Here is a 23,151-nt window from a genome sequence, read left to right on the forward strand (position 1 = left end):
CGGCCACCTGTGGCGCAGGCCGCGTCAGCCGCGCAGTGCCGAGGCCAGCACGGCACTCAGGGCGCGCAGTGAGGGCCGTGCGGCGAAGGCGAGGAGCAGACGGCCGGTGTCGTGGGCGCTGCGGTTGTGGACGAACCACGGTGGCACGGGTGACAGCGACCACTGCCCCGTCAGGGCGGAGCGGGGGAAGGGGCGGAAGGGCCCGGTGATCACGGTGCGCTCGGCTCGGGGAAGCAGCAGCGCGTTGTGCACCGAGTCAGGAGGGTGTGCGGGACCTCGGCGTCGTCCAGGAGTTCCGCGCCCGGGCGGCCGGCCGCCGCCCGGGCCCGGCGTCCGGCTGCCCCGGGGTAGTAGGCGGCGCGGGCGGGCGCGGACCGCAGCGCGTCGAGGAACTCCTCGCGGGCGGGCCACTGTTCGGGCAGGACCACCACTTGGGCCGCCGCGCAGTTGAAGCCGTTGTTGCTCAGCTTCTGCGCCGCGAGGTGCCGGGCCTGGTAGCGCACGTCCGCCCGGCTCCAGTGCCCGGCGGGCGCCGAGGCCACCGGCGCGCGTGCGGGAGAGGCGACGCTGCGCTCGATGGCCCCGGTGCTGTGCGTGCTGTGCGTGGGGCTGTTCATGGTCTGGCTCGACACGACCATCGTCAACGTCGCCCTGCCCGACATCCAGAAGTCCCTCGGCACGGGCTTCACCGGCCTCCAGTGGGTCGTCAACGTCTACACCCTGACGTTCGCCTGCTTCATGCTCACGGCCGGCGACATCGGCGACGTGTTCGGGCACCGGCGGGTCTTCCACACCGGCATCGTGGGTTTCACCGCCGCCTCGGCGCTCTGCGCACTCGCCCCGAACATCGAGGTGCTCCTGACGGCCCGGGCGTTGCAGGGCGCCTCCGGAGCGGTGATCATGCCGATCTCGCTCTCCCTCATCACCACCATGGGCGGCTCCCCGCGGGTACGGGCTCAGGCCGTGGGCATCTGGTCCGGGGTCGGCGGCCTCGGCCTGGCCGGTGGTCCGCTGGCCGGCGGTCTGCTCGTCACCCACTTCGGCTGGGCGAGCGTCTTCTGGATCAATGTGCCGATCGGGGCGCTGGCTGCCCTCGCCGGCCGGGAGCTCTACTGGCCCGCCGGCAAGGTGCTCGGGGGCGGTTCCTCGATCAACGCGATGGTCTACATCCGCGGCAACCCGGCCGACTACGACGGGTGGCAGGCGCGCGGCCTCGAAGGCTGGGGCTACCGCGACGTCCTGCCGTACTTCAGGCGCTCGGAGCACAACGCGCGTGGCGCGGACGCCTATCACGGCACCGGTGGCCCGCTCGCCGTCTCCGACCTGCGCGACCGGCACCCGCTCAGCGAGGCGTTCCACGCGTCGGCCCTCGGCGTGGGGCTGGCCGCGAACCCGGACTTCAACGGTGCCGAACAGGAGGGCGTCGGTTTCTACCAGGCCACGGTGGAGCGCGGACGCCGGTCCGGCACCGCACGGGCGTTCCTGCGGCCCGCCGCACGGCGGCGCAATCTGACGGTGCGTACCCGGGCGTCGGTCCTGCGGGTGCTCGTCGAACGCGGCCGGGCCGTCGGCGTGCTGGCGGAACTGGACGGCCGTACCACGGAGTTCCGCGCGCTGCGCGAGGTGATCCTGACCGCCGGGGCGATCGGATCCCCCAGGCTCCTCCTGCTGTCCGGCATCGGGCCCGCCGACGAACTCACGGCACTGGGCATCGAGGTGACCGCCGACAGCCCTCGGGTCGGCCGCAACCTCCAGGACCACCTGACCATCGGCGTGGGGTGGCAGGTGCGCGGCCTGCGCACGCTGGAGTCCGCCCTGCGCCCGGCGGACGTCATCCGCTACCTGGGCACGCGCCGGGGCCCGCTGGCCTCCCATGTGGTCGAGGCGGGCGGCTTCACCGGACCTCCCGGCGGCCCGCCGGACCTGCAACTGCACGCCGTCCCCGTGTTGTGGGACAACCACGGGCTGACGCCGCCGCCGTGTCCCGGCTTCACCATCGGGGTGTCCCTGCTGACCCCCGAGAGCCGGGGCAGGATCGCCCTGCGGTGCGCGGATCCGGCGGCTCGCCCGGTCATCACGCCGCGCTACGGGACCGAGCCGCGCGACCTCGCACGGCTGGTCCCCGGGGCAATACCAATGCCCCGACCATCATGATCGCGGAGAAGGCCGCCGACATGATCCTGGAGTGGCGGTCATGATCCTGGGATGACGGTCATGATCCTGGGGTGACGGTGCCGCAGGCCTTCGGAAATGGTCGGCGCGAAGGGGAAACGGACGGTTGGAGTACGCCGGACCTCCTTAACCGGAATACCGGTGGGTCAGGTGTGACAATTCGCCGACCGGCAGCCTATCCGAACGATTCGGTTCCGGGGGTGTGCCCGCCTGGGTTCGCCTGGTAACGTTCAAAGCGAATCACTTGACATGACCATGGCCTGAAGTCTTGCGGCCGGTCGGAAAGTGTGCCTCGGATCATCAGATCATACGTCACATGCCGGGCGTCATCGGCGTGTACCTCAGGAACCGCGCCTCAGCCGGAACGCGTTTCGTGATCGGATCGTACGTTCACCAGTGAGAGCGAGGACAGACCTTGGAATCTTTTGCGGGGGCCGTCGAAAATCATCCGGAACAGGAGAGGATCATCGGCTGGCAGGCGCCACCACTGAAATTCGGTGTCGGCGCCACCCGTGAGCTCGGCTACGAGCTGGCCCGGGCCGGTATTCGTTCGGTGCTGCTGGTGACGGACCCGGGGCTGGCGGCCCTCGGCCTGCCGGGCCGGGTCGCCAAGCAGATCGAGCAGGAAGGGATCTCGGTCTCGGTCTTCGACCGGGCCCTGGTGGAACCCACCGACGAGAGCTGCACGCAGGCCGCGCGGGAGCTGGCCGCGCTGGAGGTGGACGGCTATGTCGGGCTGGGCGGCGGCAGTTCGATCGACACCGCCAAGATGCTGAACCTGCTGCTCAGTTATCCCGGCCGCGCGGTGCGCGACTACCTCAACCCGCCGATCGGCGCCGGGGTCGCGATCCCCGGCCCGCTCAAGCCGCTGATCGCGGTGCCGACCACGGCGGGCAGCGGCAGCGAGTGCACCGCCATGGTCGCGCTGGGCGTGACGGGGCTGAACGTGAAGACCGGGATCAGCGACCTGCGGCTGCGGCCCTCGCTCGCCCTGGTCGACCCGGCGAACACGCTGACCCTGCCCCCGGAGGTCACCGCCTGCTCGGGCTACGACGTCCTGACGCACGCCTGCGAGTCCTACACGGCCCGCCCGTACGACCGCCGTCCGCCCTACCCCTCGCCCGCGGCCCGGCCGCTGTACATCGGGGCCAACCCGATCAGCGACGTCTGGGCGGAGCAGGCGCTCCGGCTGGTGGGGCGCTACCTGCGGCGGGCGGTGCTCAACCCGGCTGACCTGGAGGCCCGCACGGGGATGAGCCAGGCGGCGAGCTTCGCCGCGATGGGCTTCGGCAACGCCGGCACCCACATCCCGCACGCCTGCGCCTACCCGATCGCGGGTCTGGTGCGCGACTACCGGCCCGACGGCTACCCGGCCGACCACCCGATGGTGCCGCACGGCGCCGCCGTGGTGTCCACCGCCGCCGCGGCCTTCGAGTTCACCTACCCCACCGCTCCCGAGCGCCACCTGCGGGCCGCCGAGCTGCTGGGGGCCGACCTCGGCGGTGTCACGCTCGCAGGCGGTTCGACGGTGCTGCCGGACACCCTGCGGAGCCTGGTGGCCGACACCGGTGGACCCGCCGGGATCCGCGGCTTCGGCTACGGCCACGGGGATCTGCCCGCGCTGGTGGCAGGGGCGCTCCAGCAGCAGCGGCTGCTGGTGTGCTGCCCGCGGGACGTCACCGCCCGTGACGTCGAGCGGATTCTGGCGCAGTCGCTGGCCGGCTGAGCGCCGGGTCCCGAGTCCCACGGCAAGGAGCCGCACCCGCCATGACCGAATCACCCACCGAGCGGAACCACCCGGCCACGGAGAGCCTGTTGACGCAGTACCCGGCCGTCATCGCGGGCAAGAGGGTCACCACCGGCCGGTGGATCGAGGTCCTCGACCCGTCGACCGCCCGCCCCTTCGCCCGCGTCGCGTGCTGCGGCGCCGCGGAGGTGGAGCAGGCGGTGGCGGCGGCCAGGCTCGCCCACGAGACCGGCTGGCGGTTCGCGACGGCCGCCGAGCGCTCCCTGGTCTGCCGCCGGATCGCCGCCGGGGTGCGTGCCGCGCGCGCGGAACTGGCCCGGCTGGAGACCCGCGACACCGGCAAACCGATCAGTCAGGCGCTGGTCGACGTCGATGTCGCGGCGCGCTACTTCGACTTCTACGCCGGTGCGGTGGAGGCGCTGACCGGAGAAACGATTCTCTCCCAGCCCGATCTGCTCGCCTTCACCCTGCGCGAGCCGTACGGGGTGTCCGGGCACATCATCCCGTGGAACTACCCGTTGCAGGTCGCGGCCAGGACGCTCGCCCCCGCGCTGGCGGCCGGCAACTGCGCGGTGCTCAAGCCGGCCGAGGACGCCCCGCTGACCTCCGTGCGGCTGGCGGAGATCGCGCTCGACGCCGGGCTGCCGGCGGGCGCGCTCAACGTCGTACCGGGCTACGGGGAGGAGGCGGGCGCCGCGCTCACCGCCCACCCCGGGGTGGACAAACTGGCCTTCACCGGCTCGCGGGAGGTCGGCGAGGCGGTGATGGTCGCCGCGGCGCGCAACATCGTGCCGGTCACGCTGGAACTCGGCGGCAAGTCGCCGCACCTCGTGCTCCCGGACTTCGACGCCGCCCGCGCGATCCCGCTGATCGTCCGCTCGATCACCGAGCACGCGGGGCAGAACTGCTCGGCGGGCAGCCGGCTGCTCGTGCACGAGTCCGTGCACGACGACCTGGTCGCGGCCCTGGCGGCGGAGTTCCGCGCGCTGCGGATCGGCCCGGGCGCGGGCGACCCCGACCTCGGCCCGCTGATCTCCGCCAAGCAGCGCGACCGGGTGCTCGGCTACCTCGAACTGGGCCGCCGGGACTGTGTGCTGGCGACCGGTGGCGGCGTGCCCGAGGGAGCGGAGTACGGCGAGGGGTTCTACGTGGAGCCCACGATCTTCGACCGGGTGGCCCCGGAGCACCGGCTCTTCAACGAGGAGATCTTCGGGCCGGTGCTCTGCGTGTCGACCTTCAGCTCGCTCGACGAGGCGGTCGAACTCGCGGACCGCACCAGCTACGGACTCGCCGCCGGGGTCTGGACCCGCGACGTGTCCACCGCCCACTGGCTGGCCCGGCAGGTGCGGGCGGGGCAGGTGTTCGTGAACAACTACAGTGCGGCCGGCGGGGTGGAGCTGCCGTTCGGCGGTTACAAGAACTCCGGAATCGGGGTCGAGAAAGGGCTTGAGGCGCTGCGTGAATACACCCGGTGCAAGACCGTGGCGATCAACACGCAGCCACCCGGACTGTCGTCCTGAAACCGGAGTGCCGTCCTGAAAACCGGAGTGACGGCGTCCAAGAAGTGTCTGTTCGTACCTCTGTGAAGGGATTTCACAGGATGAAACATGGCCCTCAGCTGGGAACCGCCCGGCTGCCCGAGAAGAACTGCTGCGAATCCTGCGGTGGGCAGTTGCGGTCCGTGGCGGCGATCGCGGCGACCTTCGACCGGATCCATCTGGCATTGAGCGCGGTGCAGAACGCCCTGGACGCCCAGGAGAAGGTGATCGAGAATCTGCTGACCGACGCCGGCGCCGACACCGACGGCACGGATTCTCCCTCCTCTGCGGAATCACCGGATTTACCGGAACGGCCGGAGCCGCCGGTGGAGTCCGGCCCGGGCTCCACCGAAGCACTCTCCCTGTTGACGGCGCGCGAGCGGGAGATCCTGGTCCTGGTGGCCCGGGGCAACTCGAACCGGCACGTGGCCAACTGCCTCGGGATCTCCGAGAAGACGGTGAAGAACCACCTGTCGGCGGTCTTCTCCAAGCTGGGTGCCTCCGACCGGACGCATGCGGTGGTCATGGGTATCCGGGGCGGCATCGTTGCCATCGGTGACCGCCCCGCCGGCGCGCGCCTGGATGATGCATGGCCCCAGCGTACGGCGGTCTCTGGCTGAGCATCAGCTGATGTCACGTCAGAAGCCATCGAATTACTGCCATATTGAGGCCCATGCTGAAGAACATAGCGGCCGTGCTGCTCGACAACGTACATCCCTTCGAACTCGGTGTCGTCTGCGAGGTGTTCGGCATCGACCGGCAGGCCGATGGACTGCCGGGCTACGACTTCGCCCTGGTCGCCGCGGAGTCGGCCTCGGTGCGGGCGGTGCCCGGGTTCACCATCAGCACGCCGTACGGCCTGGACCGCCTGGCGCAGGCGGACCTGATCGCGATCCCGGTAGGCGACGACTTCCACACCAGGGACTTCCCGCCGGCTCTGCTGGCCGCTCTGCGCGAGGCGGTGGGACGCGGCACCAGGGTGCTCAGCGTCTGCGTCGGGGCCTTCGTCCTCGGCGCGGCCGGCCTGCTCGACGGGCGCCGCTGCACCACGCACTGGCGCTACGCCGACGCGCTGGCCGAGCGCTATCCCCAGGCACGGGTCGAGCCGGGAGTGCTGTACGTCGACGAGGACCCGGTCTTCACCTCGGCCGGCACCTCCGCGGGCATCGACGCCTGCCTGCATCTGGTGCGCAAGCTCCAGGGCAGCGAGGTGGCCAACGGCATCGCCCGGCGGATGGTGGTGCCGCCGCACCGGGACGGTGGCCAGGCGCAGTACATCGAGCGGCCGGTGCCGGAGTACCAGGAGGGCGGGGTGCGCGAGGTGCTGGCGTGGATGGCCCAGCACCTGGACCAGGAGCTGAGCGTGGAACAGCTCTCGGCGCGGGCCTACATGTCCCCGCGCACCTTCGCCCGCCGGTTCCGGATGGAGACCGGCACCACCCCCTACCGCTGGCTGCTGGCGCAGCGGGTGCTCAGCGCCCAGCGGCTGCTGGAGAACACCGGCGAGACGCTGGAGGTGGTGGCGGCCCGCACCGGCTTCGCCAACGCGGCCGCGCTGCGCCACCAGTTCGTGCGGTCCCTGAACACCACCCCGAACGCCTATCGCCGCGCGTTCCGGGGTTCGTCCGGCTGAGCCCCACCATGGGCCGGCCGGGCCGGCCAGGAGCAGGAACACCCACCGGGCCCCGCGGGGGCGCGAGAGGAGAACCGGAATGCTGCGCATCGCTGTTGTCGGCGCCACCGGAGCGGTCGGCCGCGAGTGCCTGACCCTGCTGGACCGCGGGACCGTGCCCGTGGACCAGGTGCTGCCGGTGGCCTCCGCCCGGAGCCTGGGCCGCGACCTGGGCGCCGAGTTGGGCCTGTCCCTGCCGCTGGCCCCGCTGACCACCGTCGAGGAACTCGATCCCGAGGGCCTGTCGGTGGCCGTCTTCTGCGCGGGCGCCGAGCTGAGCCGGCGCGAGGCGCGGCGGCTCGCCGAGGCCGGCGTCCTGGTGGTGGACAACACCTCGGCGTTCCGGATGCTCCCGGAGATCCCGCTGGTCGTCCCCCAGGTGAACCCCGCCACCCTGGCGCGGCGCCCGGCGGCCGGCATCGTGGCCAACCCGAACTGCTCGACCATCCAACTGGTGCGCGCGCTGCACCCGCTGCACCAACTCGCCGAACTGGAGAGCCTGGTGGTGGCCACCTATCAGGCCGCCTCGGGCGGCGGGCTGCCGGGGCTGGCCGAACTGGCCGAGGAGTCCGGCAGGTTACTGCCCGACCCTCGGGCCCAGGGCGAGCCCGGCGGCCGGTTCGGGCAGCCGCTGGCCTTCAACCTGGTGCCCGAGGTCGGGCTGGCGGACGAGAGCGGCTTCACCCACGAGGAGCGCAAACTCGCCCGCGAGCCGCGCAAGATCCTCGGCCTGCCGCAGCTGCGGGTGAGCGCGACCGCGGTGCGGGCGCCGGTCTTCCACTGCCACTCGGAGGCGGTCCACCTCAGGCTGCGCCGCCCGGTCACCGTCGAGGCCGTCGAGCGGGCCCTTGCGGCCACCCCCGGCCTGCGGGTCTACCGGCCCTCGGACCGGCCCGCTTACCCGATGCCCCGCACCGTCTTCGCGACCGACGAGGACCGGGCGCTGGTGCACGTCGGGCGGATCCGGGTCGAGCCGGCGGACCCGCACGCGGTGGCGCTGTGGATCGTGGCCGACAACCTCTGGGTGGGGGCCGCGCTCAACGCCCTGCAGATCGTCGAACTCGGCTCGAAGTACGGGTGGTTGAGGTGATCCCCGGGCAGCGGGCGGAACCCGCGCCGCTGGTACTGAAGTTCGGCGGTGCCGCCTTCACGGAGCTGGCGGGCTACCAGCGGGTGGCCGGCCATGCCGCGCGGCGCCTGGCCGAGGAGGACCGGCCGCTGGTCCTGGTGGTGAGCGCGATGTCCGGTACCACGGGCCGGCTGCAGCAGAGCCTGGACGCGGTGGCCGCCGACCCGCCCGCGCGGGCGGCGGCGATGCTGCTGACCACCGGCGAGACGGTGAGCGCGGCCCTGCTCGCGGCCGCGCTCGACGCCGCCGGCCTGCCGGCCCGCGCGCTCTCGGCGGCGCAGACCGGGCTGCTCGCCGCCGGGCCCGCCGACCGGGCGCGGCTGGAACGCGTCGATGCCGCGGTGCTGCGCGCCGCCCTGGCGGGCCGCCGGGTCCTGGTGGTGCCGGGCGGGCAGGCCGTGGACGTGCAGGGACGGACCGTCATGCTGGGCCGCAACAGCTCGGACCTGTCGGCCGTGGCCGTGGCGGCGGCGCTGGGCGCCCCCGTCTGCGAGCTCTTCTCCGACGTCCCCGGGGTGTGCACCGCGGACCCCTATCTGGTGCCGGCCGCGCGGACCCTGGCCCGGATCGGCTACCAGGGCGTGCGGCGGATGTCGCGGCACGGTGCCAAGGTCATCCACGAGAGCGCCGTGGACTGGGCCGAGCAGGCGGGCGTCCGGCTGCACTGCCGCCCCTTCCCCTGGGCCGCCCGGCCCGGGACGGGGGTGGACGCGGGGGCGGGGACGCTGGTGGGTCAGGGCCCGGCGGCGGCCGCGGTGGTGGTGCACCAGGGCAGCGAGGTCTGGCGCTTCCGGTCCGGGGAGCGGCGCCTGGCGGCGGCGGAGCTCCTGCTGGCCGACGGGCTGCGGACCACGGAGGTGGACGCGGCGAGCGGGCGCTACCTGGTGGTGCCCGGGGGCGCCAGGGGAGCGGCGCGCGCGCTCGGCGCCGCGCGGCGGTACGGCGAGCTCTGTCTGATCACCACGCTGGGGGCGGACGGCGGGGCGGAGCAGGTCCTGGTCCGGCGGGCCGACGCGGCCGCCGAGGCGCGCCGCTACCACGCGGCGCTCTACCCGGAGCCGGAGCCGGGCTCGGAGTCGGAGCCGGCGCCGGGTGCCGTGGCCACGGTCCCTCTCGGGCCGGTCAAGGCCAGGTCCGCGCAGAGCGATGTGCTGCTCGCGGCGGACCCCCGGCCCCGGCCGGCCTGAGCCGCGGCCCTACGACCTGGCGGCGGTGCTCCGCCGGCCCGGCTTCGCGTCGGCGAGCCCGGCCAGTGCCTGGCCGAAGACCTCGCGCGCCCGCTGGAGCACCAGGCCGCGCCACTGCTCGTCCGCCGCGGGGCAGAACGCCTCCCGGATCAGGCTCTTGAGCTCGGAGCGCACGGCCTCGGCCGGCGGCAGGTGCTGGTGCAGCCAGTTGTCCGCGCAGAGCGCCACCAGCACCTCGACGCCGGGCTGGGTGCCGAACTCCAGGGTGATCGCGGTGAGTTCGCTGCCGGGACCGATTCCGGCAGCGACCGCGCCCGCCGTGTTGCCGACGATCGGCGTCGACGAGGAGGTGCCCTGCTCCGAGGCGGTGAGCGCGTCGCCGTACCAGCGCCGGGCCCGCTGGAAGGCGTCGGCGTCCGGGCCGCCGCGGAAGATCGGCTCGCCGACGCCGCGCGCGCCGAGCCCGGTGTGCAGGTCGAGGTAGCCGATGTGCGCGGCGCCGGCGATCTGCTCGGCCACGATCGTCTGGAACACCCGCCGCGACCAGCACGCCCGCCGGCCGCCGTAGAAGAGGCCGTCCGGCTGCCGGTACTGGCCGCGGGTCACCGCCTCCTGGAGGATCTGCGGACCCAACAGCTCGCGCAGCCCGGTCAGTTCGCCGATCAGCCGGCCGGCGGCGAACGCGGGGGCGTCCGGCGGCACCAGCACCGGGTGCACCAAGTCGTACGGGTCGTTGTGCGGCGGGTCGTCGTGGTCGACGAAGTTCCGGTTGAGGTCGATGTTCTCCTCGTTGACCCGGCGCAGGTACGCGAAGCCGTACGGGTTGAGCGCGTGCACCAGCAGCACGCCGGTGTCGCCGGGCAGGCCGCGGGCCATGCCTTCGCCGAGCAGGATCCCGCTCTGGCAGGCCGAGCCGCAGAAGCCCTCGATGCCGTGCGTGCCGGAGACCGTCACCAGCAGCTTCGCCGGTCCGGCCGGGCCGAGGTAGGCGGTGTCCACGCACAACTCGCCGCCGTCGGGCCCCTGGTGGCCGGGCAGCACGAAGGTGCGCAGCCGGGCGCCGGCGCTCTCGGCGGCACGCAGGAACTCCGCGCGGGCCCGGGCGTAGTCGGTGGGAAACGCGTATGTCATGGCGGTCTCGCGCTCCTGGAGTCGTCTGCTGGGAGAACGCCGGGCAAGGGGCACCGGGCAAGGGGCACCGGGCAAAGGGCACAAGGGGCCCGGGCACCGCGTGGCGCGGACCCGGGCCCCCGAGGGCGTCAGCCCTGCCCAGAGGGCAGCGGCACTCCCAGGGCGGTGAGGATGGCCTGCGCCCCGGCCCGGGTGGGCACCTGGAGCAGGCACAGTACCCGGTCGCCCGGTGCCGCGTTGGCGGCGAAGTAGGCGTTCGCCTCGGGCACGTAGCTCACCGGGCGCTCGCGGTAGAGATCCCTCGGACGGCCGATGCCCCGCAGCACGCCCCGGGCCGGATCGAAGGCCGCGCCGGGCGCGAGCACCCCGGCCACCTCGGCCGCCACCTCGGCGGCCCGGTGGTCCCGGCCGGCGAGGTCCGGATACATGCCGACCTCGGGATGCGCGCTGAAGGCCGCCATCGCGCAGTGCACCACCGGGTTGTACGTTTTGAGCGCGATCACCTCGGGGAACGGGTGTCCCTCGGTCAGCAGCCGGGCGAAGTGCGTGGACCAACTGCGCCCGAACACCTCCCCGTTGCGGTACCCGTCGCCGACGAACTGGATCATCACGTGCAAGCACGAGCGGCCGCTGGGCAGTTGCGCCCACCGGGAGGTGAGCAGCGAGACCACCTGGTCCCGCTCCCGGTCCACGCCGGCCACGATGTAGTCGGCGTCGATGAGCATGTCGCGTCGCAGCGTGAACAGTTCACGCGCGCGCAGCCCGGGCATCGCCCGGACCAGTCCGTCCACGATCCACTTCTCGGTCGCGGGCGGCAGCTCCCGGCCGGGCGGCAGCGCCAGTACCTCGGCGCCGCGCCGCCCGGCCGCGGGCGCCGTCCGGTGGTTGTCCGTCACCGGGGGCCGGCTCAGACGTCTGCCGAGGTGGGCAGCGGGATCTGGGCGTCGGCCTTGCCGAGCACGGTGATCTGGTGCAGCTCCACGAAGTAGAGCTTCCACAGCCAGTACACGTGGTGCAGGTGCTCGATCACCTTCCGCTCGGCCGCCTCGTCGGGCAGCAGGGTGGACAGCACCCGCCAGACGAAGTCGTCGTGGTCGTCGTCGAGGTCGGTGTTGACGTGGGCGCGGGCGCCCTTGACGCTGTCCTCGCCGAGCACGCTCTCCAGGTTGTCCAGCCAGTCCGGCTGGGTGCGGGTGGTGACGTACTCGACGAAGTAGACGCTGGTGATCAGGGCCAGCGGGCTGTCCTCGAACTCCATGCCGTACTGGAGGTAGCCGGTGAGCAGCTTGGTGGAGAGCAGCGGCTCGGTGGAGTAGATCTCCTCCTTGCCGACCCCGACCTTGGCCAGGTCGGCGGCGAACAGCCGGTCGTGCAGCATCTCGTCGTCGGTGTAGTGCGCCCAGGCCTTGGCCTGCACCGGGTCGACCTTGGTGAAGTACTTGATGGCCAGCGCGTCGATGGTCCGCTTGCGGCGCAGCCGCAGGATGGTCTCGATGTTGTGGCGCTTGTAGTACTCCAGGTTCAGTTCGGCGGAGGTCTTCTGGTGCTGGGCGAACGGGACGGTCTGGTAGAAGTCCTTGATGAAGCCGTCGAGGATCGAGTCGACGTGCTTGCGGAGTTCGGGCTTGGTGGTCATGAGCGAGCTTCCCTCCAGTTGCGGCCGGCGGATGGCCGACGGTGGCCGGTGACCGATGCGCGCCGGTGTCAGTGGCAGCCGCAGCCCGCGCTGGAGACCCGTTGCAGCCGGCCGCGACGCACTGCCTTGCGGGCGCCCAGGACGGCGCTGCCGTCCGAGGCCAGCAGCGAGCTGCGGGGGCAGAGGAAGGCCAGCGCGAACCGCGTGGTCGGAGTGATCCCGAGCCCCAGGTTGACGACGCCGCCGGTGGCGCCGTACACCTCGTTGGGTCCGCAGTTGGCCGGGATGATCTCCGTGGTGGTGTTGATGCCGAAGCCGAGTTCCCAGATGACGCGGTACCGCGGGTCCTCGGTGAGCAGCTGCTCCAGCGCCTCGGCGGCGGACTTGCCCCCGGAGTCGTGCGGTGTCACGTTCTCGATGTGTCCGCCGGCCACCCGCAGGACGACGGCGTGCGAGACCAGGGGCGTGAGCGCCTGGAAGAGCCGCTGCTGGTCGGCGGCGTCGGCCGGATCCGCATGCCGGTGCACGATCGGCCAGCCGCGCAGCGTCAGGTCCCCGGTCAGGCCGAGCAGCCGGGCGCTGGGGTCGAAGGTGGTGATCTCAGCGGCCGTGACGCTCAACTTGCCTGCCGGGAAGATCTGTTGGTCGCCCGGTTCGAGGACGCCGGCCTGCTGGTTCCAGACGCAGTCGCCGAGCGTGTGGTCGAACTCGGCCTCGCTGCCGGTGACGTCGTCGGTGATCGCCAACCGCTCGCTCGCGCCGACCCGATCGAAGAACTCCTCGGCGGTGGCGGCCTGGCGCTCGATGTCGGTGCGGGTGGCCGCGGACCGCAGGAAGTAGCGCACCGCCTCGTCCGTGAGCGGGGTGGAGCCGGCCGGCAGCACGGCCAGTGTGCGCGCGCCCAGTTGCGGTTGCGTGGGCGAGTCGAGGAACCGGCCGGGGCAGACGGCCAGCACGTGCGCGTCCGGCGGGGTGTCGGCGGCGATGAGCTCGCCAAGGCTCGCGCCGGGCGCGAGCGTTCGGTGCAGCACCTGGGAACAGCCCTCGCCGGGCCGCAGGTCGAGGTGTTCGCCACCGCCCTCGGCCGTGATCAGGCAGAAGGTCTCGACCGGTTCGCCGAACTGGCCGAAGGCATCTGTCGTGAGTTCCAGTGGTGACACGGTCAGCTCCCTTGCGTGCGTCGACTCCTTGGCGCGGTGCGGCGGGAAAACCCCGTGGCGGGGCATTCGCAAATGCCCCGCCACAGGTCAGTCATCAGCCGAGCAGGGTGCCCAGGTAGTTGCGGTTCTTCTGCACCTTGATCTTCTTCATGACAGTCACCTCCTGTTGGTGGATGTGCAAACATCACCCCGAACGGTCGGCGGGTCGCGCCGCTCAGTCGACGGCGGCGATCCGCTCGACCGTGGGGTGGTCAGGGTGGCCGATCAGCGCGGTTCCGGTGCTGCTCAGGACGCGCGTGTCGGGCGAAATGATGTCCAGGTGGTACTGGGTGTACGGGGTGAGGCCGAGCCCGTAGTGCAGGCAGCCCTCGGTGCCGCCGTACACCTCGTTCATGGCGTGGTTCCCCGGCAGGATGTCGAGCGCGGTGTTGAGCGCGTGGCCGATCTCCCAGACGATGCGGTAGCGGGAGTCCACCGCGAACATCTGCTCCAGCATCTCCACGGCCGGCGCGGCCCCGGGGTCCAGCGCGAGCAGCCGGGTGATCCGGCCGTCCTCGACCGTCGCCTTGATCGCGTGCTGCTGCATCGCGGCGAGCCGGGCGTGGATGCGGGCCTGGTCGGTCCGGGAGAAGGAGGGGGTCCCGCTGTGCAGGATCGGGTAGCCGCGCAGCGTGATCTCGCCCTCCAGCGGCAGCTTCAGCGCCTCGTCGAACTCCCTGATCTCCACCGGCAATACGCTGATCTCGCCGGACGGGACGATCTGCTGGTCACCCCAGTCGAGCGGCCCCGCCTGCTGGTTCCACACCAGGCCGTCGCGCAGGTGGTCGAGCACCGCCCGGGTGCCGTGCCGCTGGTCGACGTAGACCAGGTTCTCGCTCTCCTCGGCGATCTCGAAGAACGTGTCGCAGAACGCCTCCTGCTCGGCGGCGGAGGTGCGCTCCATGATGCCGAGGAAGTGCCGGATCTCCTCCAGCGAGGTGGGCGTGGAATTGCACGCCATGCCCATGATCTTGCGCTGCCCGACGAGTTCGGGGTCGGGCGACTCGAAGAACCGGTGCGGCGACACCACCAGGATGTGTGCCGGCTCCGGGATGCTCTTGTCCAGCAGGTCCTCGAAGCGGTCCCCGGCGCCCAGCGGAATGGCCAGGTAGCGGCTGTACGAGGCGGTTTCGACGACCTCGATCCGATCGATCAGCTCAGGGTTGGTGACCAGGCAGAACGTGCTTCCGGTCGCCTCGCCGAACTGGCTGAATCGCCCCGGGTCGATAGATATTTCCGCAGACATGAACGCCTCCCGTCACGGCCTTTGCGACCTGTCCTCGCCGCAGTCACCACTGTGGCCCGGGCCGGTCTCGGGACGCCATAGGACGATGGTCCCTGGCGAATCTCCTATTGCCTCGGCGTCTGTTCCCGTTTATGGGGCGGAAGTTGGCTGGCAGTGGGGCGGCGTGCGGATGTCACTGCGGGTGGGCGGAGTGTGGTTGGCAGGATTTCGTGGATGCGCGTCAGTCTTGCCACTGGTACGTCCACGGCGCCACAACGCACAGTGACGGCATGGCGAGTAGCGATCCAACAACCGAGACAGTCGAGACGAAGGAGGCGGACCGGTCGGCAGCTGCTCCGCACGCCGGAGTGAGGGTGGTCTGGCGCGAGTTGCCCACCACCGTGAAATACCTGCTCGTCGGCACCATGGTGAACAGGCTCGGCGGCTTCGTCCAGGTCTTCATGGTGCTCTACCTGACGCAGCGTGGCTTCAGCGACGGCCAGGCGGGCGCCGCCCTCGGTCTCTACGGGGCCGGGACGGTGCTGGGGGTGCTGACCGGCGGCTGGATGTCCGACCGGATCGGTCCACGGCTGACCATCATGTCCACGCTGGTGATCTCGGCGGTGCTGCTGCCCACCGTCACCTTCCTGCACAGCTACCCGGCCATCCTGGTGGTGATCGCCCTCGGCGGTGCCCTGAGCCAGGCGTACCGGCCCGCGTCCACCAGCATGATCAGCCAACTCGTCCCGGCCGAACGCCAGGTGATGACCTTCGCGATGGTCCGGCTGGCGATCAACCTCGGCACCACGGCGGCCCCGCTGCTGGGTGCGGTCCTGGTCCGGGTGTCCTGGAACTTCCTGTTCTGGGGTGAGGCCACGGCGGTCCTGGCCTTCGCGGCGGTGGCCGCCGTCGCCCTGCCGCGCCACCCGGTGGCCGGCGCAACTGCCCCGGCCGACCAGGACGGTCAGGACGGTGCCGCGGAGACCGCGCGGCCCACCGAGGCGGCGCGGGAGCGCGGAACGAGCTACCTCACGGTGCTGGCGGACCGCCGCTACCTGCTGTTCCTGCTGGCGATGTTCGCCAGCTCGCTGATCTACATCCAGTACGCCTCGACGCTGCCGCTGGCGGTCAAGCACCTCGGCATGGGCACCGCGGTCTACGCCTGCCTGGTGGCGCTCAACGGCTTCCTCGTCATCACCTGCGAACTCCTGATGGCCAAGGTGGTCCAGCGCTGGCCCGCCCGGCTCGCGGTGATCGCGGGCGTGGCCATGACCGCGGCCGGGATGAGCCTGTACGCCCTGCCTTGGGGGCTGGCCGCGCTGGTGCTCGGCACGCTCGTCTGGTCGCTCGGCGAGATCATCGGCTACCCCACCCTCTTCTTCGCCTACCCCGCCCAGGCCGGACCGCCGCAGCTGCGCGGCCGCTACCTGGGCGCGTCCAACTCGCTGTACGGCCTGGGCACCGCGCTGGGCCCGTTCTGCGGCGTGATGCTCTGGAACCGGTTCGGCGGCGACCTGTGGCTCGGCTGCGGGGCCGTGGGACTGCTCGCGGTGGGCGCCGCCTGGCTCGGCGTGCGTCCGGCGGGCGGCCGCACCACCGCACCGGCCGACTAGTGCCGTGTCCGGCGAGATCCGCCGCACCGGCTGAAACGCCCTGAGCCCCCCGACCCCTGACCGACCGGTACCTGGAGGAAAGAACGCATGCAACGCCACGTGATCCTCGTCGACCCGTACGCGGCCGCCGCCGAGTACGCCAACGCCTTCCGCGCGCGCGGGGTGGAGGCGGTGGCCGTGCTCAGCACGCCGGCCCCGCTCTCCTCCTACCGGCGCAGCTGGGCGCCGGACGGCTTCTTCGCCACGCACCACTACGACGGCGACTTCGACGAGCTGGTCCGCATCGTCAAGAGCTACGACCCGGTGGCCATCGTGCCGGGCAACGAGTCCGCGGTGATGCTGGTGGACGCGCTGGTCGAGGAGCTGATGCCGGGCACCGGCAACCTCATCGAGTTCTCCGAGGCGCGGCGCGACAAGTGGCCGATGGCCCAGGCCGTCGCCCGAGCCGGGATCCCGCACCTGCGCCAGCTCGCCACCGACGACCCGGGCGAGGTCGCCGAGTGGATCAAGGAGCAGGGCCTCGAAGGGCAGCCGCTGGTGCTCAAACCACGCCGCAGCGGCGGTACGGACGACGTGCACAAGGTCGCCGCCGGTGCGGACTGGCGCCCGTACTTCGACCGCCTGCTCGGCTCGGTCAACCGCTTCGACCTGCGCAACGACACCGTGCTCGTCCAGGAGTTCGCCCAGGGCACCGAGTACATCGTCGACACCTACTCGGTCGACGGCCAGTTCGCGCTGGTGTCGGTCTGCCGCTACCAGAAGTCGGCCAGGAACGACCGGATCGGGATCTACGAGTCCGTCGACTACCTGCCGCCCCAGGACCCCACAGTCGCGCTGCTCGGCGAGTACACCCGCCAGGTGGCCCAGGCGCTCGGCATCCGCAACGGCTGCACGCACACCGAGGTGATGCTCACCGAGGACGGTCCACGGCTGATCGAGATCGCCGGACGGCTGGCCGGCGGCTGCATGCAGTACGCGACGCGGGTGGCCACCGGTGACAGTCAGATCGACCGCACCGTCCGGCACCGCCTGGACGGCACCTTCACCCCGGGGTACGAGATCCTGCGGCCGGTGCGGGTGCTGTGGCTGTCCAGCCCACGCACCGGCGTCCTGCGCAGCACCGAACTCCTGCAATCCATGCAGGAGTTGGCCACCTTCCAGAAGATGGGCCTGCCGTACCGCGACGGTGAGGTGGTGCCCCGCACCGAGGACCTCTTCACCAGCCTGGGCTGGGTGATCCTCGGCGGTGAGAGCCGGCAGGCCGTCGACGCCGACACGCACCGGGTCAAGGAGATCGAGTCCCGGGTCGTCGTGGAGGCCGAGAAGCCCTGACCCCGGGCCGGCCGGCGGGCTCCGGTTCCGGTGCGCGGGAGTCGGCCGGTCGGTGGTGGGGGCGGCCGGGCAGCTGGGCAGCCGAGTCCTACCGCCGGTCCGCGCCCAGGTGCCGCGCCACCATGGCGGCCTGCGCCGGGTGGCGGACCACCAGATGGACCTCCCAGTCGGCGCCGCGCGACAGGTCCGCCTCCACCGCCGCCCACAGCGCGGCCAGGCTCACCTCGGCGGGCAGGCCGCCGCGGCCCGAGCCGAGCAGCGGGAAGCAGACGGAGCGCAGCGGCGGGTCGAAGGCCTCGTGCTCCTCGGTGAGCAGGGCCAGGGCGCGGGTGGCGGCGCGGGTCACGTCCGCGGGCAGCACGTCGTAGTCGTTGCTGTCGGGGCGCGGCAGCGCGACCGCGGCGTGGTAGATCCGGCGGATCCCCTGGCGGGCGAGCGCGCCGGCTCCGGTGGGGGCCACCGTGGCGGGCAGCACCGGGCGGCCGAGGCTGCCGTGCCGGTCGAGCCACTGGCGCAGCTCGGTGGAGATCCGGTCCTCGATGAGGTCACCGGTCGGGCCGCGCAGCGCCCCCGCCCGGCGCAGCGCGGCCGACACCGAGGACTTGTACGCCTCGGCCAGGGCCAGGTAGACGTTGCTGGAGGAGACCACGACGTCCACATCGCGCAGCAGGTCGACCGGGTGCGCGTGCAGCCGGACCGGGACGGCCCGGCCCTGGCACGGCACGGACAGCAACCGGTGCGTGGCGCTCGGCGCCTGCTCCGCTGCCGCCCGCTGCTCCGGCGACCACGCCTCTGACCGTTCCTCCTCCGGCGGCCCGGACGGCCCGGACGGCCCGGACGGCCCGGACGGCCCGGACGGCCTGGTGAGCCGTCCGAGTTCGTCCACGACCCGGGCCAGCACCCGGAGTTCCTGGTGGTGGCGGAACTGCTCGACGCTCACGCCGTAGACCGCGGCCGCGCGCTTGCGCCGGTCGGCGGCCGGCCAGTCGCTGGTGCCCGCGGCCAGGCCGAGGCTGTACCCGGCGGCCTCCCGCAGGGTGCCGGCTTCGAGCTCGCCGACCGCCCGGCGCAGCAGGTCCTCGATGACGCCGGACGTCCCCGCGCGGCGCGGCGCCGGCGCCTGGGCCAGCGCGCCGAGCAGCGGCAGGTCGAGTTCGCGCAGCCGCACCGGCCCGGCGCGGCGCACCGCGCGCAGTTCGGCGAGGACGGCGGCGTGGTCGAAGGCAGGGCTGTCCGGCATGGCCCCAACGATGGCACCGCAGGGGAGTGTTCACAAGGCAGGAGGGTGCGCCGGGCGCCCGCCCGGGCACCCTCCTACGGGCGGACCCGCCAGGAGCGCGTCCGGCCGACAGAGGCCCGACCCGCAAGCCACCGACCTGCGGAGGTCCGGCCGACGAGCGACTGCCCGGCGAGCGACCGCCCGGCAGGCGACCGCCCGGCGAGCGCCCGGCCGGCCGCCGCCGCCGCCGCGGCAGCGCGGCGCGCCCGTCGGCCGTCGGCCAGGCACCAGGCGAGCAGCGGCGCGATGCTCGGGTGCACCGACTCGTCCTCGCTCAGCACGGCGGCGGTGCAGAAGAACCGCACCTCCCGGAACTCGTTGCGCATCGCCTGCACCAGATTGCCCAGCCCCAGCTCCCGCTCCAGCCAGTCGGCCGCCCGGTCGCTGTCCCGCGCTGTCGCCGCTGCGGGCTGCGGCCCGTCGAACAGTTGCTCCGCTTCCAGCAGGTCCGTCTTGCTGATCGCCACGGCCAGCCGGCAGCGGTGCAGGGGGACGTCCATCGCCATGACCGCCTGCACCGCCTGGTCGAAGACCAGTTGCGGATGCACGCTGGAGGCGGGCAGCCGGGCCTGCTGCGCCGGGTCGAGCCGCTCCCGGAACTCCCGGACGGCGAGCGGGTCCAGCACGAAGACGAAGGTGCGGGCGGCCCGGGCATAGCGCAGGGCGTCGGTGTCCTCCCGGTTGACGAAGCGCTCACCGGCGGTGTCGAAGAGGTGCAGCAGTCGCGGCGGCCGGGCGTGGTCGAGCAGGACGGAGTGCGCCCGGGGCAGCGTGCGCTGGGTGCTCCTGGGGTGGCCCCGGATCTCCAGCACCTCGCGCAGCAGCTGGTAGCGCTGCGCCGTCTCCTGGTCCGCGACGCGGGTCGGCACCTGCCCGTCGGCGTCGGGTTGCTGGAGGAGGGTCAGCAGCGCGGCCATCAGCTGGGTCTTCCCGGCGGCCCGCCCGCCGATCAGCGGCAGGGCGTGCTCGGTGAGCCGGCCGGTCTCGGTGCTCAGCAGCTTTCCGCAGCTCGGGTGGGTGCAGTAGCCGGGCAGCCGGTAGCTGCCGCCCAGCAGCGTGGTCGGCAGCCGCTCGCCGCACCGGCAACGGCGCTTGAGGATGCCGTACCGGCCGGGTCGCAGCTCGCTGTGCCGTCGGCGGCAGGACTCGCGCGAGCAGTCGTAGGCCGGCCGGCGCACCCGCTCGAAGCAGGACGGGCAGAGCATGCCCTCCCGCAGGTGTTTGCGCCACAGCAGGCCCCGGTCCAGGCCGCGCAGCAGCCACGCGGCGAGGTGGCCGCCGGCCTGGACGAGGGTGATCGCCAGGGCGTGCAGCAGCAGCGCGGCGGCGAGCAGTGGCGCCGCGAGCAGGGCGCCGACCAGCAGGCCGAGCTGCAGGGTGCCGGCGTAGGGGACGGCGGCCGGGCGGCGGGCGGCTGCGCCGGTGCGCACCCGGTCGGCGGCGGCCCGCAGGCCGTCGGCCGTGCGGGTGCGGTAGAGCCGCAAGCCGTGGGTGGTGACCAGCCGCAGGTCGCGCTGGGCCGGGCCGAACCAGTAGGCGCAGGTGGCGGGTTCCGCTGTGCCCCGGGGGACGTACGCCGGCCGGGTCTGGTACTGGGGGTCGTCCCCGCGCACCACGACTCGTGCCAACCGCCCATGGGCCAGCAGCAGTTGGCCCACCATCCCGAGGGCCCGGCCGGCCGCGATCAGCGGGGCGAAGACCACCAGGTAGATCGCGAGGGCGGGCAGGTAGAGGCAGAGGAGCAGGACGTTGCCGATGAACTCCGCCAACGGGCTCACTCCTTCGATGTCGATGTCGGTGGCTGCGGGGCAGGACCAGAGCCGGGGCCGGGGTTCGGGCCAGGGCCGGGTTCGGCCGGCGGGTGCAGGAAGCCGCGCACCCGGCCGGCGACCTTCCCCCGCACCGTCGCCGGTCGGGTCGCCCCCGCGGGCGCTGCGGGGGGCGAGGGTGGGGGCGGGAGGGCCGCGTGCAGCTCCCGGGCGAAGCGCTCGGCGTCCGCGGCCGGCCAGCGCTGCGCGGCGTGCTGCTGGATCGCCCGGATCAGCGCGTCGAGGCCGGCGCTCGGGGCGTACCGCAGGGCCAGGCCGGCCGCCACCAGGTGGCTGATCAGCACCGGGTCGGCCGCCCTCGACGGGCCGACCCGCAGGACGGCGGCCTCCACCTGGCGCAGGTAGGCCGCCGCGGTGCCGTACTCCAGGTGCACCAGACGCGCGGCGAACTCCCGGTGGTCGAGCACCGGTCGGCCGGCCAGCCGGGCGGGCAGCCGTCGGCCGAGCAGGGCCTGCATCGGCAGCCACCGGGCGTCCGGGTGCTCCGACAGGAGCCCGGTGAGGCCGTCCGCGGACCGCGCCTCGTCCAGCAGGTCGCGCACCCGCAGGGTTCTCTCGACGCAGTCGGCGAGGTCCGGCGGCAGCCAGCCGGCCCGGACCGGCGCGGCCAGCAACTCGTAGAGCCGCAGCGAGCCTTCGAGAGCGGCCTGATCGGTCACCGGCTGCTGCGCGGTCGTCGTCAGCCACCGGTGGGCGCCCTCGTCCCAGCGCAGATCGAACGGCAGGTCCGGCACCAGCCGCAGCGCCTCGGCGAGCGACCAGCAGTGGCGGTCCGGCCACAGGGCGTGCAGCAGGCTCAGCTCCAGGGTGTCCTGGGTGCGCAGTTCGCGCAGGATGCGCACCAGCGCCCGGGCGGCCAGCTCGGGCCGCCGCCGGGCCTGGGCCACCAGGAAGTGCTCCAGCAGCTCGGGCTGCCGGGCCAGGTCCGTCTCGTCCAGCACGCCCGGCGGCAGGGCGCTCAGCACGCCGGGCACGAGCGGGTCGCGGCCCTGCGCGAGGTTCGTCAGCGTCTCGACCAGGCCCAGCCGGACCTCGGGCCACCGCCGGGCGGCGGCGGGCAGCAGGTCCTCCAGGCCGGCGAAGGCATCGCCGGTCGATGTCGTCGCCGACAGCAGCCGCCGGGTGAGTTCGGCACTGCGGCGCACCAGTTCGGGTGGCGGCGGGCACAGATCGGCGTTCGCCGCCCAGCCGAGCAGCCGCAGCGCCTCGACGGGCTCGGCCTGGTGGAAGAGGGTCAGCCACCGCTGGGTGATCCGGACGCGCCGCGCCGGATCGTGGGTGAGCGGGACCGGCGCCGCGGCCTGCGGGTCGCCGCGCCGGCAGGCGAGCATGTCGGTCTCGTAGACCTCGCCGAGCAACTGCTCGGCGAGCTCGTGGTCCGCGCTTGCTGCGGCGATCCGGCTGAAGGTGGCCAACTGGTCGCGGTCCAGCTGCTGTTGCCGGTGGACGTTGCGGAGCACGGTGACCACGGTGGCGGCCGGCAGGGCGGCCGCGGGACCGGTCAGCCAGCCGGTGACGGCGGCGAGGTCGGCCGGGTGCAGGAGGGTGCCACCGGCCGCCGCCGCGGCCGCCACCGGGCCGTGCCACTCCTCGGGGCGGCTCTCCTCGCCGCCCTGGTACTCCCGGATCCAGCCCCACAGGGTGCGCGCCGAGGGCAGGCCGATCCTGGCCAGCAGCCGCACCAGCTCGGGCACCGGCAGATCGGGGCAGTGGCCGTGGACGAAGTCGAACAGGTAGTAGGCGTCCTGCTGTTCGGGCCCGAGCTCGATCCGGTTCTCCGGCAGCGCGCCGAGCAGGTGCAGTCGGCCGCGCTCGGGGCGGTGCGGATAGGTGGCGAAGGAGAGCCGCCGGGCCAGCGGGGGCGGCAGCAGGAAGCAGACCGCGGCGAACCAGTGCGCGATCTCTTCGGTGCTGGTGTCCACCACCAGCACCGAACGGTCCTGGGCGAGGGCGGCCAGGGCCGCCGCGAGCAGCCTCGGCAGCCGGTCCGCGTGCGGATGCGCGCGCAGGAAGCGGCCGACCGAGCGCGGCGAGAGCGGGCCGGGCTCGGGCCGGGCGGGCAGCAGCGGCAGCCCGGTGTGCTCGACGGGGCCGGTGGCCCACAGCGGTGCCTCCCACAGCTCGATGCCGAGCAGGCCGCCGCCGTCGCGTTCGAAGTCGGGGCTGCTCAGCGCGTGCGCGAAGTAGTTGCCGAACCGCTGGGAGGAGTCCCGCCCGGCGTACCGGACCCGGGCGGCCAGCGCGGGCTCCCCGGGCACGAAGACCAGGTTCACCGGGCAGCGCGCCAACTCCTCGGGCTCTTGCGAGTACAGCAGCGAGCGCGGCGGCTCATAGGCGGTGAGTGCCTCCACCTCGCGCATCGCCTGGGTGGAGACCTCGGGGCTGACGGCGTTGAACTGGTAGCCCGCGAACCCGCTCAGACCCCGCTCGCAGGAGGTGTAGTAGAGCTGCTGGAACGCCAT

At 73.0% G+C, this 23,151-nt stretch carries 19 protein-coding genes; 9 read left to right on the top strand and 10 right to left on the bottom strand.

The features are described from left to right. Window positions 1–24: 24 nt before the first annotated feature. Together ACFZB9_RS10720 and ACFZB9_RS10725 are read right to left on the bottom strand one after the other, a co-directional pair. The gene (locus ACFZB9_RS10720) at window positions 25–213 is read right to left on the bottom strand and encodes a hypothetical protein (RefSeq protein ID WP_391445692.1); all 189 of its coding nucleotides are present in this window, start codon (window positions 211–213) and stop codon (window positions 25–27) included. Next, window positions 210–617 (bottom strand): hypothetical protein, encoded by a 408-nt coding sequence (locus tag ACFZB9_RS10725; protein ID WP_391445694.1) that lies wholly within the window; start codon window positions 615–617, stop codon window positions 210–212. Before ACFZB9_RS10725 ends, ACFZB9_RS10720 begins: the two co-directional genes overlap by 4 nt. On the opposite strand from ACFZB9_RS10725, the gene ACFZB9_RS10730 reads away from it, so the two are divergent. The 7 genes from ACFZB9_RS10730 (at window position 577) to ACFZB9_RS10760 (ending at window position 9,445) form a co-directional block, all read left to right on the top strand. Next, window positions 577–2,154, top strand: a complete 1,578-nt coding sequence (locus tag ACFZB9_RS10730) for an MFS transporter (protein WP_391445696.1) — start codon at window positions 577–579, stop codon at window positions 2,152–2,154. The genes ACFZB9_RS10725 and ACFZB9_RS10730 overlap by 41 nt on opposite strands. 433 nt (window positions 2,155–2,587) lie before the next feature. Beyond that, window positions 2,588–3,898, top strand: a complete 1,311-nt coding sequence (locus ACFZB9_RS10735; protein ID WP_391445698.1) for a hydroxyacid-oxoacid transhydrogenase — start codon at window positions 2,588–2,590, stop codon at window positions 3,896–3,898. A 41-nt stretch (window positions 3,899–3,939) separates the two neighbouring features. Beyond that, on the top strand, window positions 3,940–5,439 hold the full coding sequence (locus ACFZB9_RS10740) for an aldehyde dehydrogenase family protein (RefSeq protein WP_391445700.1): 1,500 nt from the start codon (window positions 3,940–3,942) through the stop codon (window positions 5,437–5,439). A gap of 161 nt (window positions 5,440–5,600) precedes the next feature. After that, window positions 5,601–6,077 carry a response regulator transcription factor gene (locus ACFZB9_RS10745; protein ID WP_391445702.1) on the top strand — a complete coding sequence of 159 codons (477 nt, stop codon included), beginning with the start codon at window positions 5,601–5,603 and terminating at the stop codon, window positions 6,075–6,077. Window positions 6,078–6,130: 53 nt separating this feature from the next. Then, on the top strand, window positions 6,131–7,090 hold the full coding sequence (locus ACFZB9_RS10750; protein WP_391445704.1) for a helix-turn-helix domain-containing protein: 960 nt from the start codon (window positions 6,131–6,133) through the stop codon (window positions 7,088–7,090). Window positions 7,091–7,169: 79 nt separating this feature from the next. Further along, a complete protein-coding gene (locus tag ACFZB9_RS10755; protein ID WP_391445705.1) occupies window positions 7,170–8,219 on the top strand; it encodes an aspartate-semialdehyde dehydrogenase in 1,050 nt (349 codons plus the stop codon). Further along, window positions 8,216–9,445, top strand: coding sequence for an aspartate kinase (locus ACFZB9_RS10760; RefSeq protein ID WP_391445707.1), 1,230 nt, complete (start codon window positions 8,216–8,218; stop codon window positions 9,443–9,445). The genes ACFZB9_RS10755 and ACFZB9_RS10760 overlap by 4 nt, the downstream gene beginning before the upstream one ends. 9 nt (window positions 9,446–9,454) lie before the next feature. On the opposite strand, the gene ACFZB9_RS10765 is transcribed toward ACFZB9_RS10760, so the two are convergent. The 5 genes from ACFZB9_RS10765 to ACFZB9_RS10785 all read right to left on the bottom strand — a co-directional run bounded on the left by ACFZB9_RS10765 (window position 9,455) and on the right by ACFZB9_RS10785 (window position 14,657). Continuing rightward, on the bottom strand, window positions 9,455–10,576 hold the full coding sequence (locus tag ACFZB9_RS10765; protein WP_391445709.1) for a M14 family metallopeptidase: 1,122 nt from the start codon (window positions 10,574–10,576) through the stop codon (window positions 9,455–9,457). Between the two features lie 128 nt (window positions 10,577–10,704). Further along, window positions 10,705–11,472: a hypothetical protein gene (locus tag ACFZB9_RS10770; protein WP_391445711.1), complete on the bottom strand. Its 768-nt coding sequence runs from the start codon at window positions 11,470–11,472 to the stop codon at window positions 10,705–10,707. A gap of 11 nt (window positions 11,473–11,483) precedes the next feature. Beyond that, a complete protein-coding gene (locus ACFZB9_RS10775) occupies window positions 11,484–12,212 on the bottom strand; it encodes a hypothetical protein (RefSeq protein ID WP_391445713.1) in 729 nt (242 codons plus the stop codon). Between the two features lie 68 nt (window positions 12,213–12,280). Beyond that, window positions 12,281–13,372 carry a hypothetical protein gene (locus ACFZB9_RS10780; RefSeq protein WP_391445715.1) on the bottom strand — a complete coding sequence of 364 codons (1,092 nt, stop codon included), beginning with the start codon at window positions 13,370–13,372 and terminating at the stop codon, window positions 12,281–12,283. Between the two features lie 214 nt (window positions 13,373–13,586). Further along, the gene (locus ACFZB9_RS10785; protein ID WP_391445717.1) at window positions 13,587–14,657 is read right to left on the bottom strand and encodes a hypothetical protein; all 1,071 of its coding nucleotides are present in this window, start codon (window positions 14,655–14,657) and stop codon (window positions 13,587–13,589) included. A 269-nt stretch (window positions 14,658–14,926) separates the two neighbouring features. Between ACFZB9_RS10785 and ACFZB9_RS10790 the strand changes: the two genes are divergently transcribed. Further along, window positions 14,927–16,249 (top strand): MFS transporter, encoded by a 1,323-nt coding sequence (locus tag ACFZB9_RS10790; protein ID WP_391445719.1) that lies wholly within the window; start codon window positions 14,927–14,929, stop codon window positions 16,247–16,249. Window positions 16,250–16,336: 87 nt separating this feature from the next. Then, window positions 16,337–17,581: an ATP-grasp domain-containing protein gene (locus ACFZB9_RS10795; RefSeq protein ID WP_391445720.1), complete on the top strand. Its 1,245-nt coding sequence runs from the start codon at window positions 16,337–16,339 to the stop codon at window positions 17,579–17,581. An 88-nt stretch (window positions 17,582–17,669) separates the two neighbouring features. Here ACFZB9_RS10795 and ACFZB9_RS10800 read toward each other — a convergent pair whose 3' ends face one another. The 3 genes from ACFZB9_RS10800 to ACFZB9_RS10810 form a co-directional block, all read right to left on the bottom strand. Further along, complete coding sequence (locus ACFZB9_RS10800; protein ID WP_391445722.1) at window positions 17,670–18,821, bottom strand: hypothetical protein; 1,152 nt, start codon at window positions 18,819–18,821, stop codon at window positions 17,670–17,672. Between the two features lie 74 nt (window positions 18,822–18,895). Further along, window positions 18,896–20,629, bottom strand: coding sequence for a hypothetical protein (locus ACFZB9_RS10805; protein ID WP_391445724.1), 1,734 nt, complete (start codon window positions 20,627–20,629; stop codon window positions 18,896–18,898). A 5-nt stretch (window positions 20,630–20,634) separates the two neighbouring features. Next, entirely contained in the window at window positions 20,635–23,151 is a 2,517-nt protein-coding gene (locus ACFZB9_RS10810) for a GTPase-associated protein 1-related protein (RefSeq protein WP_391445726.1), read from the bottom strand.

The organism is Kitasatospora sp. NPDC008050, assembly GCF_042957465.1.
Classification (GTDB): domain Bacteria; phylum Actinomycetota; class Actinomycetes; order Streptomycetales; family Streptomycetaceae; genus Kitasatospora.